The 13,903-nt window shown below is 42.8% G+C and carries 8 protein-coding genes and 1 pseudogene; 8 read left to right on the top strand and 1 reads right to left on the bottom strand.

Annotated features, from left to right (window positions below; translation table 11 throughout):
• Positions 1 to 144: 144 nt before the first annotated feature.
• A pseudogene (locus tag G9G54_RS23990) lies at positions 145 to 886 on the top strand (SDR family NAD(P)-dependent oxidoreductase); the annotation flags it as partial.
• Between the two features lie 1,159 nt (positions 887 to 2,045).
• The gene (locus tag G9G54_RS23995) at positions 2,046 to 2,771 is read left to right on the top strand and encodes an alpha/beta fold hydrolase (RefSeq protein WP_274597362.1); all 726 of its coding nucleotides are present in this window, start codon (positions 2,046 to 2,048) and stop codon (positions 2,769 to 2,771) included.
• 498 nt (positions 2,772 to 3,269) lie between these two features.
• Here G9G54_RS23995 and G9G54_RS24000 read toward each other — a convergent pair whose 3' ends face one another.
• Positions 3,270 to 6,119, bottom strand: coding sequence for an alpha-amylase family glycosyl hydrolase (locus tag G9G54_RS24000; RefSeq protein WP_165179869.1), 2,850 nt, complete (start codon positions 6,117 to 6,119; stop codon positions 3,270 to 3,272).
• 684 nt (positions 6,120 to 6,803) lie between these two features.
• Here G9G54_RS24000 and G9G54_RS24005 point away from each other — a divergent pair.
• The 6 genes from G9G54_RS24005 to G9G54_RS24030 all read left to right on the top strand — a co-directional run bounded on the left by G9G54_RS24005 (position 6,804) and on the right by G9G54_RS24030 (position 13,882).
• Positions 6,804 to 6,995 (top strand): hypothetical protein, encoded by a 192-nt coding sequence (locus G9G54_RS24005; RefSeq protein WP_238808394.1) that lies wholly within the window; start codon positions 6,804 to 6,806, stop codon positions 6,993 to 6,995.
• A 325-nt stretch (positions 6,996 to 7,320) separates the two neighbouring features.
• Positions 7,321 to 8,778: an ATP-binding protein gene (locus tag G9G54_RS24010; protein WP_165179870.1), complete on the top strand. Its 1,458-nt coding sequence runs from the start codon at positions 7,321 to 7,323 to the stop codon at positions 8,776 to 8,778.
• A complete protein-coding gene (locus G9G54_RS24015) occupies positions 8,771 to 9,478 on the top strand; it encodes a response regulator (protein ID WP_165179871.1) in 708 nt (235 codons plus the stop codon). The genes G9G54_RS24010 and G9G54_RS24015 overlap by 8 nt, the downstream gene beginning before the upstream one ends.
• Before the next feature lie 261 nt (positions 9,479 to 9,739).
• Positions 9,740 to 10,039 carry a hypothetical protein gene (locus G9G54_RS24020; protein WP_238808396.1) on the top strand — a complete coding sequence of 100 codons (300 nt, stop codon included), beginning with the start codon at positions 9,740 to 9,742 and terminating at the stop codon, positions 10,037 to 10,039.
• A 727-nt stretch (positions 10,040 to 10,766) separates the two neighbouring features.
• Positions 10,767 to 12,473 carry a sensor histidine kinase gene (locus G9G54_RS24025; RefSeq protein ID WP_165179872.1) on the top strand — a complete coding sequence of 569 codons (1,707 nt, stop codon included), beginning with the start codon at positions 10,767 to 10,769 and terminating at the stop codon, positions 12,471 to 12,473.
• A 2-nt stretch (positions 12,474 to 12,475) separates the two neighbouring features.
• Positions 12,476 to 13,882 carry a response regulator transcription factor gene (locus G9G54_RS24030; protein WP_165179873.1) on the top strand — a complete coding sequence of 469 codons (1,407 nt, stop codon included), beginning with the start codon at positions 12,476 to 12,478 and terminating at the stop codon, positions 13,880 to 13,882.
• The last annotated feature ends 21 nt before the right edge of the window (positions 13,883 to 13,903 follow it).

Below are 13,903 nucleotides of genomic sequence, written 5' to 3' on the forward strand. Positions count from 1 at the left end.
TATGGTCTTTTCCTATTATAGCGTAATTTATACGCTTTTAATAACTTGCGGAACGGATTTGCAATACGAAATGACGTCAAGTATACTAAAAATATGATAGTCTAACTATCATTTATAAAAAAATTGGTTGAATGAGGTGACCTTATGAGATTGGCCAATAAAGTAGCGATTATTACTGGCGCCGCTGGCGGCATGGGGAAAGCGGATGCGCTGCTGTTTGCCAAAGAAGGCGCGAAGGGTCGCCATAACGGACTTGCAGGAGGACAAGCTCCGGGAGGTGATTCGCGAGATCGTCGAGAACGGCGGCGAAGTGATCGGCTTAAAGCACAACGTGGCTTCCGAAGAAGACTGGGTTCGTGTTGTAGATGAGACGGTTGCGAAGTTCGGCAAGATCGACATTTTAGTCAACAATGCGGGGGTGTCCAACGCGACGCCTTTTATGGACCTGACTGTCGAAGGCTGGGAAAAGACAATGTCTATCAATGTGACGAGCATTTTCCTCGGCCAGAAGTATGTCATTCCTCACATGATCGAGGCGGGAGGTGGCTCGATTATCAATATCTCTTCCATCGCAGGCTTGACCGGCGGGAGCGGCTCCGGCCCATACACCGCAAGCAAAGGCGCCGTACGTATGCTGACCAAGGCGACGGCAGTCGATTTTGCCAAGTACAATATCCGCGCGAACTCCATCCATCCCGGATACATTGAGACGCCAATGACAGTCGATTTGTTTAAGGACGAGAATATGAATCAATGGTTCCTATCACAGACGCCGCTTCCACGTTTGGGCAAGCCGGAAGATATCGCCAACGGCGTCCTATTCCTGGCATCGGACGAGTCTTCCTACATTACGGGCGTGGAACTGCCAATTGATGGCGGCATACATTTCGGACCCTCGCGGACCGCGTTCTTTGTATCAGCGAAGGTCCAGTGCAGTGACGAACGATATCGGCTGCTACCGTGAGATCAAGTACCTTCCGATTAGATTGATACCATTATCTTCAACGATGTCATTAATCTGTCTCCCGATAAGTAGAGTTACCCAAGTTGTTGAAGGTGCTTAAATCGGCAGAATTGACAGGAACATTATAGAAAACGTAAAAATTTTCATGATATTACCTTCAGTGATATATGAGTAATTGAAAGGTGGATGGCAGAAGCCCAAAAATAGCTCAACAAAATGAGAACACGATCCTGGAATACGGATTGCGTGTTCTCATTTTTGTCTTTGTCATTTATCGGCTTCGATATTCGTGGGGAGGTGCCATAAAACCGAGCTGGCTGCTGACTTCCGCGATTTTCAAATCTGTATTGAGAAAAAGATAAGCGGCTCTCTTTCCATACGTAGACGATATAAATATTACCCAATGGTTTCACCTGAGACGATTATAAAAAGGTAAAGCAGCATCGTAAACTGCTGAGCGCGAGAAGGTTCTTTTGTTGGATCTCCGATGGATAGGATTTAATTGATTTTAGCCAGTGCCTCGCCCCAATTTCCGGATTCCAGTAAAGAGGGCAACAGCGGGGGCTCGTAAAAATTGATCCAACGGTGTCCCTCAGCGAACGAGCATTTGATAGGGGATACTACAAATATCCCGATTGCCGATTGGCCGTTCCTAATCGCAATACCAGAGGTTCCAGATGATGGATTAAAACAGGAACTGAGGGACAAGAACTTGGTCCGATTATCGCATTAGATACTGTTCTAAATAAATCATTCGCTAGGCTAAGATAAATACATGGTCATTTCAGAAAGCATTAGGGAATTAAAACCAGGAGAAATTTGTAGTGGTCAATCATAACAAACGGAGTTTGGCGAAAAGGGATCAGCGATGTTACACGTGAAAAAACGGCCTCTTTTGAATGATCCAGCATGAAGGCCGTTTTTTTATTGTCCTCCGAATACCATTACTCAGATATCATTTCATTGATTACCTGATACGACATCTCATGCAGCCAAAGTCAAAAAGAATATTACGATTCAAGGAGGAAGCATGGTTAAACCGTTTCCCACAGTTTATTGAACATGTGGACGGCTTCTCGATATACACTTTGTGCATGTTCGGGGAGAAGGGACATCCGAACGACCACTGTTGCTGACTCATGGGTGGCCAGGATCATTTGTAGAGATGTTAGAACTAATACCTTATCTAACAACCCCATCGCTATATGGTGGACATGCTGAAGAGGCATTTGACGTGATTATTCCCTCTTTGCCAGGCTTTGCATTTTCGAGTAAACCCACACGGCCGGGAGTGGGGTCCAAATACGTAGCCACGCTGTGGGCAAAACTTATGGATCGTTTGGGTTATGAAAGTTATTTGGTTCAGGGAGGGGATATTGGAGCAGGGGTCTCAACATGGTTAGCATTCATGTACCCTGAACGGGTGAGGGGACTTCATCTCAATTATATTCCTGGAAGCTACAAGCCACCCCTCACTCCAAATACACCATCTGTTAGCGAAGAAGAGCAAGCTTACTTTGACATCGTAGCTGAGTGGTTGGACCGAGAAGGTGCTTATAGCGCCCTTCACAGAACGAAGCCGGAAACACTGGCTTTTTCACTAAGTGATTCTCAAGTCGGTCTTGCCAGCTGGATGGTAGAAAAATTTCAAGGTTGGAGTGACTGTGACGGAGATATGGAAAGGTCTTTTTCACTTGATCATATCCTCACCAACATATCGATTTACTGGTTTACCAATTCGATTGCTTCTTCCATACGAATATATACTGAAGGCACCAAAATGCTACTGCATTTCACCGAAGACTAGCGTGTTACTGTTCCAACAGGGGTTTCCTTATTTCCCAAGGAGCTACCCACGCCTCCTCGAAGCTGGGTAGAACGCGTCTATAATATTACGTACTGGGAGAAAGCGAATAAAGGCGGTCATTTTGCCGCTATGGAAAATCCTAAATTGTTTGCCGAACATCTAAATCATTTTTTTCATTCATTAAGCATCTGATAGTCTCTATCCTTGAGAGGGCTATGAACCACCAGTACAACTGGTTACCGTCTTCAGAATGCAACTCTTCAGGTGCTTCCAGAGAGCAGGGTAGAAGCGATAACCCGTTAATACTTGATGGTTGTTGGTCATTAAATATACGGAGGAATGTACGCACATAGAAGCTATCGTTGGTGCATCTTGTTATTAAAAATTTAGTCCAGAGCAATATCCGACTCTCTCTTGGATCTACTTTTTAATGAAGCAACCTTAGCACGGTGCAATACCGAACTGAGGTTGCTTCAGTTAACTAAGACATACTGCCGTTTACTTCAGATAGTCTCCCGTTTCTCCAATTCCACCTCTGCCATTCAATACATATACCCTTGCATTTCCTTTGCCGGAGCATGTCAGGGTAATCTTGCCATCAGTAACGGTTTTGGAATCACCAGTCACCGCATCCACATAGGTTCCGTTCGGAATTCCGGTAAACGTGGCGTTTCCTGAAATCGTGACCAATGCAAAGCTGTCAATGCCTTTGGCACTGTCGGTATATCTTCTCTTAAACGCCAGATTGCCCGATACATTCTCTGTGGAATACTGTCCTTTTTGCAAGGCGGGAACAGCTCTTCTGATTAAATTAAGCTGTCTGATATGTTTCGCCAGAGGATGGTTGAGCGATTCCGCAAGTGTGCCGGTAGCATTTGTGTATTTGCCGTAATCTTGTACCGTAACACTACCTTCCATGTGATCGCCGAAATATGCCCGTCCTGTTTTGCTTAGCGGTGCATTTGGACCTGTATCAATGGTTGCCCCTTTTTGGAACTCGATTTCGGAGCCATAGAAGATAGCGGGTATTCCGCGGAAGGTGAACATCAGATCGAGATTCTCGGCCCAAGTGTCCTGTGTGCCCGCAAATCTTTGATTTTCCGGAGCCTGGTCGGGCGCATAGTCATGCGAGTCGACATAGGTTACATTCCAGGTAGCATCATTATAGTATTGATCGCCACCTTTCATACTGAATGCTTCCTGTGCAGTCTTGAATGCCCAATGCATTGGAAAATCAATCACATCCATGCCTGATTTCATCGAATAGTCAGGCGTATGATAAGTATTTCCGTTTAAGAAAGCATTGTTCGAGGTTGGCTGTCCTGCTGTAGTAGAGTTGTCCGCCCACTCTTGTTCAACTGACGCTTTATTGGAGGCGTAGTCATTCTTTCCATCGCCCGGATACGATTTTGAGCTTTTCCAAGTATAGAATGGCGTCGAGATCGCTGGAATTCCACTGTTCCAGACATCTCTGTAACGAGTGGCTACTTCTCCAAAAATATAGAAATCCGAGCCGCCTCTTGTCTTCCAGGCAGGAATATAGTATTTATTGAAAATATACCGGCTTACATGCTTCACCGTATCGACACGGAAAGCGTCAACACCCATGTCTATATAGTGATTGTAGGTATCAATTAAATATTTGTTAACTGCAGGGTTTTCCGTGTTCAAATCCACGCAATCGCCCGCTATCTGACCGGTTTGAACAGTATAGGATTCCCAGGAGAGACTTTTCTCTGTATGGTAAATGTTATTGTTCGTCCCCTCTGACTTCATTAAGGCGAGCCTTGCCTGATACTGCTGATCGGGTGTCATGGAATCATAGTTTGGCGGCAACTTATCCGTAGTCTTCACCAAGTTGTTAGCGGTATCGGGTTTAGCTGGATCTTTCTTGAACATGGGATACAGATTCTCTTCACCGAAATTACCGGTATGATTGACAACGATGTCTTGAATAACCTTCAGCCCTTTGGCATGGGCCGCATTGATCAAATCCTGGTAAGAAGCTCCCGCCGATTCATACCGTGGGTCTACTTTGGCGAAATTTATTGCATGGTAACCATGATAATCATAACCGCTGGCATTTTGCACAACAGGTGTAATCCAGATGGCGCTGAATCCGAGGGCTTTGATATAATCGAGCTTTTGAATCAGCCCTTTAAAGTCCCCTCTCCAAGCCGGGTCCGACTCTGGATTGCGCGCCTTTCCATCATCCCATGCGTGCACGTTATTGCTCGGATCACCGTCATAGAACCGGGAAGTAATTACGAAATAAATAGTATCTTCCCGAAAATCACCTTTATTTCCAATATTATAAACAAAGCTCTGTTTGGTTTGATTTCCAGCGCCGTCTATAACGAGAAATTTTAATGTCGTGGTTTTGGAGATAAGAATAGACGGCCCAGTCAATCCAGCCAGCGCGTTGCCGAGGATATAGACTTTTGAGCTTGTGGTTGGTTCTGTACCATCCTCCGTATAGTATGCCTTGGTCGTTGCCGCCTTGTTATCTTTCAGGTTAAAGGATACAGTCACCGGGGAATCGGAATGTCTGGTAGGCAAATTCGCTGTGATTGTCGGAGCTTGCAGATCTGCATTTAGGTCAATCACATAAGCGAAAGAGGATGGATTTCCAGTTTGACCGATTGAGTTGACACCGAAGGCCTTAATGGTCAAAGAGGAAGCAACTTGGATTGGAGAGGTATACAAGGTCGAGGATGTCGTAGGTGTCGAACCGTCTATCGTATAGTAAATCTTATCGTCACTGTTGGTGCTGGAAAGCGTCACCGTTTGGGACGAATCATAAGTTTTGGGTACAGGAGAGGCGGAAATCACCGGAATTTTAGGCATTTCCGGGCTGGCATCATACCATGTGTTATCTGTGTAATACCAGCCCTCTTTCACACTGCGGGACAAGTCGGCCGTCTGTTTGCCGCTACTGTCATTGAAGATGAGACTTGAGCCTGTCGCCTCGGCAATGGTGTAGCTGTACCAGTCGTTTCCATCCGGCTTCATCAGGATTCCCGGCCACGCCCCGCTTATCGGAACGGTTGTCGGATTCAGATTCCAATAATGGATTCGAATCGCTGAATTCCAGCTTGAAGGTTTCTTAAAGTGAACCGTTAACCCAGTTTGAGTTGATTTAGGTGTTGTGGTAGGTGCATACGTTGCGGTTACGGTAGACGTGATAGAAGCGGTTGTCGATGGAAGGGCAGTTGCTGTGGAATTCGTGTAGGTGGATGTATAATCGGTGTTACTGGCCGAAGCTACGCCGGGTAAACCGAAGAAGTTGAAGCAAAGTGATAAAATAATCAACCAAGAAATAAAACTCCCAGTTTTTTTCCTTAGCAAGTTAACAACCTCCTGATAATATTTAGTAGGGGAGATAGTGCAAACGGTTGCATTAAAAGTAAAAAAAAGAAAGACATTTATTTTGATAAAATGGATTCATTGATCGCCTCCTCCACGGTATATATGGAAAATAATCATTGTACGCGCTTACAAAAGAAACTATGAGAAAAGCCCATTAACATAGGGCTCTATATCAATGATTTTTTCCTTTTATGATTATATCATCCATACTTTTACTGGTCAATGCATTGCTAGGGACATATTTTTAAGGTTTTAAGAGTTTATATTTAGTACTAAAAAGGGGATGATTCCTTCAATGTAATAGCATAGCGAGAACTTAATCCACATATTCGAAGAGTTTTTGCAAGAAGCTAGTCAGTGAATGGCTAAAAACAGTGAAAAGATGGATTTTCAGAGAAAAGCGTATGTTTAAACGAAGAATGTGGAGTGAACGGATCAAGGAGCAGATGGGGAAGCCGTTAGAAATTTATCTTTAATATAAGCATTGACAAATTGTTAAATGAATAAAACCATGTCTCTGAGTATAATTATATGCATACGATTGCTCTTTTGAAAACGCATAGATTTTGTTTTTTACCCTCTTTTATTTACTCCTAATCTCTCAAGAGAAGTTGGTTGTAAAATAAAATCAAGTTTAGTATGAGGAGGAAGGCAAGCCCCATCTTGAGACGTATCTGGAGTATCGTTCTCTTTGTCGCATTGTTGTTGCAAACGATTGGCTTTAATCCCGAAGCACAGGCGAATGCCGATGTTCGGCAGTTAGACGGTTCGGGTGCGAAGCTATCGGCAGTCGCAAACTACGGACTCTCGGAAAGGACGAAGGATGGTCTTATTTTTCATGCGTGGAACCTTTAATACGCTGTAGCTAGATTGCGGCAACGTGCAATCTTGAATTTTTTTACAAACAGGAAAAATTCACTGTATTTTCAAAAAAACTGAAAATCATTTAAAATTCGTGCTTAACCAGCCTGAGAAAGTTTTTTATATTATTTTGTGCTGCTATCCTTCCAATGAGAAAGCTAGGACAGAATCAGGATTTTGAGGCTTCTTTAAGGATGTTATTACATAAGATCGGATCTTAATGCAATCTTAATGCTGTAGGCAAATTCGTAATACGGTACTGATTTTGCTCATGATATACTAAGGATTGAGAGAGAATATAGTAGAGGGTGGGCACAGGATGGCAGCAAAACAGAACAATGCCGGGTCCATACTTGATCGAATAACTGACTTGCCGGTAAGGAAAAGAAGAGGAAGACTGAAGGTTTTTGTTGGATATGCACCAGGTGTTGGGAAGACCTGTGCAATGCTTAGCGACGCCCACGAAGAGCAAAAAGAGGGTATAGATATCGTAGTTGGATATATTGAACATTATGCCCGACCATACACTGCGGCGCTGTTGGAAGGACTTGAACTTCTTCCTTACATTAAAATTTCAAATAAAGAATCCTCTACTAAGGAATTTGATCTGGACCAAGCGCTCCAGAGAAGTCCTGACCTTATTTTATTGGACGATTTGGCCCATACCAACGCGGCAGGATGCCGACATAAAAAAAGATATCAGGACGTGGAGGAGCTTCTTCGCGCAGGAATTCATGTATATACGACGATGAATGTTCAACAGATCGAAAGCCTAACGGATATTGTCTACTCCATTACTGGCATTTCTGTTAACGAACGCATACCGGACAGTGTATTTAACAGTGCTGATCAGGTGGAATTAGTCGATATTGAACCGGATGATTTAATAGGACGTTTGAATAAGGGAAAGATTTATCCTGAGGAGGAGAATACACAGGCTCATTTATTTACCAAGGAGAATCTGACGGCTCTACGTGAAATTGCATTGCGTAATACAGCAAGTCAGTTAAACCGAATCGCGGAGCAAATCAGTGAGCAGGCGATAACAAATGAATTTGATACGAAAGAACATATTTTGGTCTGCCTGTCTTCGGCTGCTTCCAATAAGAAAGTGATCCGAACAGCAGCAAGAATGGCGGCAGCTTTTCATGGTCATTTCACCGCGTTGTTTGTGGAAACACCAGAAGCGAGAGAATTGACATCAAAAAATAAAGCGGAGTTAAGGGAAAACCTTAGGCTGGCTAAGCAAATGGGTGCACAAATCGCAACGATGTATGGAGACGATATTCCAGGACAGATTGCCGAATATGTCAAAACAAGCCGTGTATCGAAAATTGTCCTAGGACGCTCCCCTTACAAGAGGAGAGGGCTTGCAAAATCCAATGTAATGGATAAACTAACGGCCTTGCTTCCTAATATTGAAATCTATATTATCCCCTATACTCAGTCCTCCTTCTATAAAAATGCAATCAAGTATACCCAAGATGGCTCTCACATCACAATTTTCGCAAGACACGAGAGACATATAGTCATTGTAGAAATCTCAGATGATGGACCCGGTATTTCTTCAGAAGAAGTCAAGGTTAGACTGTTTGAGATGTTTTATACGGCAGACAACATTCATGGGGACGGACGTCGTGGATTAGGATTGGGGCTTTCTCTGTGCAAATCAATTGTGAATGCTCATGGAGGTACTATTGGTGTTAAGGACAATGTCCCTAAAGGGACGGTTTTTTATTTTACCCTGCAAGCTGAGGAAGTGAATGTTCATGAATAAACCTTTTATTCTTGTTGTGGAGGACGATAAACCCATCCGCAAGCTGATTACGACAACGCTGGAGACACAGGGGTATAAATATCATACAGCTGAAACAGGGGAGGCATCGATTTTAGAAGCAGTATCCAAGCAGCCGGATCTAATGATTCTGGATTTGGGGCTGCCAGATATGGACGGTGTAGATATCATAAAAAAGCTTCGTGCATGGTCGAATATGCCTATTATCGTGGTCAGCGCACGCAGTGAAGATCGGGATAAAATTGATGCGCTGGATGCCGGAGCGGACGATTATCTAACAAAGCCCTTCAGTGTAGAAGAACTGCTGGCCAGACTTCGAGTCAGTTTACGAAGAATTCGAAATGACAGTGATAAGCTCCTGAAGGATGCTTCCAGCTTTATTAATGGAAATTTAAAAATTGATTATGCTGCAGGATGCGTATGGATTGGTGAAGAAGAAATTCACCTGACCCCAAGCGAATATAAACTGCTTTGCCTGATGGCAAAACATGTAGGCAAAGTACTGACCCATAATTTTATTCTGCATGAAATATGGGGCAGCCACGGCTATGACATTCCTGCCCTGCGTGTGTTTATGGCAACGTTGAGAAAAAAAATAGAAAAAACATCATCACAAACTAAGTTTATTCAAACACATATCGGAGTTGGTTACCGTATGCTTCAGGTTGGAGATGATAGCTAGGTAATAATATCATAATGATGTAATTAGAGGAGATCATGCTCTTTTGGAGCATGGTCTCTTTATTTTTCATCTGTCATCTAAATCTTAAGGTGATCTTTATACCTATATGGAAACCCTAATCCTAAACTAATGGTGAAAATGTTACGCTGAACTCGGAAGTAAAGAGGATAAGGAGGTTTGGCATGTGAGATGGGCACTACCTTGTTCGTCTGTTTCATCGGCTAAGCTGTCAACTGAGTGAAAGGGAAAGAGGTATGGGGAATGAATGAAATTTTAACAATTGCGGGTCTGATCTCAATTATGCTGGCGGTGCTGTATTTCGTTAAAAAAATATATGATTTTATCGATTTGCAGAAGGTGACACGGAAGGATATCTATGAGAACTATGATATCTATAAAGCAGCTCAGAAGTTTGCTCTCGGTACACCCGTCGATGAGATCAGAGAAATCCTGACAAACAGCTATGAGTTAGACGATAACCAGGTTGAAGAGACAATGCTTTTGGCTCTCCTCATCGGCACGATACCGATGGTGGTTATCTTGCCTTTATCAAGGCTGTAAATCGGGTGCTGGAACAAGAGGTTTACAGCTAAACTCCGATATGAATCGTCAGGCCGCGTTACCTGGTGTTTGCTCCCAATCTGGCCGGAGGACAATTTTATTGAAATCGATATTAAGGAAAAACAATTGCCGATAAAGGAGTTCAGCAAGTATATATATTGAAGAACAACGGAGTCAATGCTATCAAGTATTAGAAGTGATCCGCCACAAACTTGATTATATAAAACTCGACCAGACTTAGAAGGCTTATTCCACTTGTTAAAGACGGAGTGAGCTTTTTTTGTATGCAGAAAATCTAAGTAGAATGACAGACACTGGAAAAACAAGAACAGGTAGAGCGGAAAACAGAAGAAAATACGTAAAGACAAGAAAAAAACTGGGTTGATATCTTGAACGATGTCGCTTCTTTTTTTTGGTTCGTGTGAACGGAAGGACTACAACAAGCAATTAAAAACGGCAAGTCATATATGCAAAGAGGAAGGGAGAATAAGTTCTATGAATTCCATGAAAGCGTTTGACATATTTGAATATCAATCTATAATTATGAACAGAATTGGACCTCACCGAGAAGGAAGTATCCTGATTTTTTCAATCTGAATCGAAAAATGTCGCCAATTTTCAAATAGGTCGCTGCCTATGAGGAAGATTGATAGAGCTGTTGTTCATAAACAGCAAGCTTCATAACCAGGAGCTTGCTGTTTCATTTACCTAAGGAGAATGGGTCGGAATGACACTTAAAAAAAGAATCTTTTTATTGTTTTTTCTCAGCGCGTTTATTCCCTTTATTAGTATATTTGCAATTTCTTACTATACTATTGATTCCATTTTTGCGAATAAAATCAATGATGGAATTAGGAGCAATCTACAGCAGGTAACTTCATCACTGGAAAATTCAATTACCAACCTGAATCATGTTACTCAGCAATTATCATATAGTGGTACATTAGGAAAAAAACTGGATGAAGTCTTGAAGCCTTCCTCCAATATATTTGAATTGATTGAGGCTAGAGATGAATTAAAGAATGAGTTAAATGTCGTAACGTTTACTAATCCGAATATAGGTCTGACCTTATACTATTTCCAGAAAGAAGGCACTACACAGTTCGCTAACTTTCCCATTAAAGATCGTTTTTCTCCCGTGTCTTTGCCTGTGCTTTCCAAATCATATGGCATTGCGTACTATGGTCCCCATATGAGTATGAACCGATTTGATGATCAGCTTGTTTTATCTGCTATGCGAAAGGTACAGCTGCCTCAAAGGGACGATGTATATATTTACGTCGAATCCGGCTTTCGTCTTACTCAGGATATACTGGGTTACAATCAATACAAAGGAGCGTTATCGCATTTAATCCTGAATGGTGAGGGCAACATTGTTTACAGTGAAATTCCAGAAGCGATGAAGGTCGGAGAGAATTTCTCCAGCATATCAAAAGATACTGCAAAAGATGGAATATCCCGTGATTACCATTGGTTTAAGGAGGACTCCAGTCAGAATTGGAGCGTCATATCGGTAATTTCGCAGGCTAAGTATCAACAGGAGAAAAACCAGTGGTTGCTTCAAATATTACTGGTCGCTTTATTTTTTCTCGGCTTTACCGTATTTCTGGCTTGGCTTCTGTGGAAGATGGTTTACAAACCACTCGGTCTGTTCCATTCGGAAATTAACGGAATGTCTCAGAATCCACAAAAGGCAGGCAGCCAGACCCGGACTCAAATTCCCGAGTTTGATTTTCTGTTGGGGGAATTCTCAAATATGCAGCATCAAATCGGCGACCTGTTCAAGGAAGTGCAGCAGAAAGAGAAGATTCGTGCAGATTTGGAAGTGGAAAAATTGTTATATCAGATCAATCCTCACTTTCTGATGAATACGCTGGATACTGTGCACTGGCTGGCCGTCATGAACGGACAAGGGGAGATTGACAAGTTGGTGCAATCCTTAAACAAGCTGTTGTATTACAATTTGGGTAAATTAGGGCAAGTATCCACGATGGAAGAGGAAATTGATGCGCTAAGACAGTATCTAATACTGCAGCAAATTCGATATGATTTTGAATTTGACGTACGTATTTCAGCGGATGATCAAGTGCTTCAAATACCTGTGCCTCGTTTTATTTTGCAACCGTTGGTTGAAAATTCACTTTATCATGGACTGAGTGACGAAGGTTTTATTCAAATTGAAGTTACACTTGCCAAAACGCTGAATATTTTAATACAGGATAATGGAGCAGGCATGACCGAGGAAGCGATTCAAAGACTTCTGAACAATCGTATAACTGAACATAAAAAAGTAGGGATGGGCATCGGACTCAATTATGTCCACCGCATGTTGAGGGCACAGTACGGAGATCAAGCACAACTGGTGATCGAAAGTGAATTGGGTACAGGGACAAGTATACTGCTCATACTTCCTATCAAAGGAGAAGATATCTGAGGATGATTAAGGTATTGATAGTGGATGACGATAAATTAGTACGAAAAGGAATAAGCTCCGCGATGCCGTGGAACGAGTTCAATATGGAGGTTGTAGGAGAAGCAAGTAACGGGTTGAAAGCACTGGATTTTCTGAAAGCCCAACCGGTCGATCTGATGTTGACGGATCTCGCGATGCCGGTGATGTCAGGTATTGAACTGATGCGAGCTGCAAGGCAGCTCTATCCAGAACTACATATTGTCGTATTAACACTGCATCAAGATTTCGATTATATCCAGGAAGCGCTCAGACTTGGAGCCATCGACTATATAGCCAAAGTCCAGCTCGAGAAGGAGCAATTCGAACACGTGCTGCATCGAATACATACCCGGATTGACGAGCTGGCGAATACAAGACGAAAGCTGCCTCTGCTAAGTGAGACCAATGTCCATTATCGCCATGTGTATGCACTTGTTTCACTGGACCGCAAGTCAGGACAGAGCTGGCCGATTGAACTGACATCCAATGTAGACGAGATCCGATGGGAGGTTGAACGGAACTGCTGGATGTGGGCGGCATCCATGGACGTAGAGGATCAGCTGTTCCATAAACTGAAAGAATCCCTGGATCAAGTTCCCCAAGGCGCCTTGCTGGTTATGTCCGATGTACAAGGCCGAACATGGTCGCAAATCCAAAACTGGATTATGAATTATACAGAAACGTCCTTATTCTATGCATACAACCCTTATGATCCTGTCATTGTCGTTTCGATGAATGTAGAGGACTCTTTTCCAATAGAACCGAAGGATGAAGACATGGATCGTATTAAGCAAAGTTGGTTCCTATCACCATGGACCCACAACGACAGTTACTACAACCAACTGATTGAACAGCTCAAATCACTAAGACTGCATAAAGGCCAGCTGATGGGATTGCTATACTCTATAGTTATGGAATGGAATCACCTTTTTGCCCAGACTACGCTGGGTAGAATCTCAATGATCCATTCTTTTCAAGCCTGGTACGAGGTAGAAGATTGGATCAAGCAGACCTCTGTGGGCATTCGTAAGTCAGATGAACAGACTTCGTATTCACAGGAAATTGTAGACGCCGTGAAAAAAGCGATTATGATCATGCAAAATGATTTGGATCAAGCTTTTACAGCTTCAGGTCTGTCTCAGCAACTGAACATCAGCCGAAGCTATTTTAGTCAATGCTTCAAGGATCTGATGGGGAAAACCTTTAATGAGTACTCCCGATTTATACGAATAGAGAAGTCTAAAGAGTATTTATTGAATACAAACAACACGATTTTCTGGATTGCGGAGCGAGTGGGTTATACGGATGAAAAATATTTCAGCCGAATTTTTCGCGAATTGACAGGTCTGCTGCCAAGCGAATATCGACACCTCGGCAGAGGGGATAAATAGCGTACTCTCCCAGATGACCAA

Source organism: Paenibacillus sp. EKM212P (assembly GCF_011066115.1).
Taxonomy (GTDB): Bacteria; Bacillota; Bacilli; order Paenibacillales; family Paenibacillaceae; genus Paenibacillus; species Paenibacillus polymyxa_B.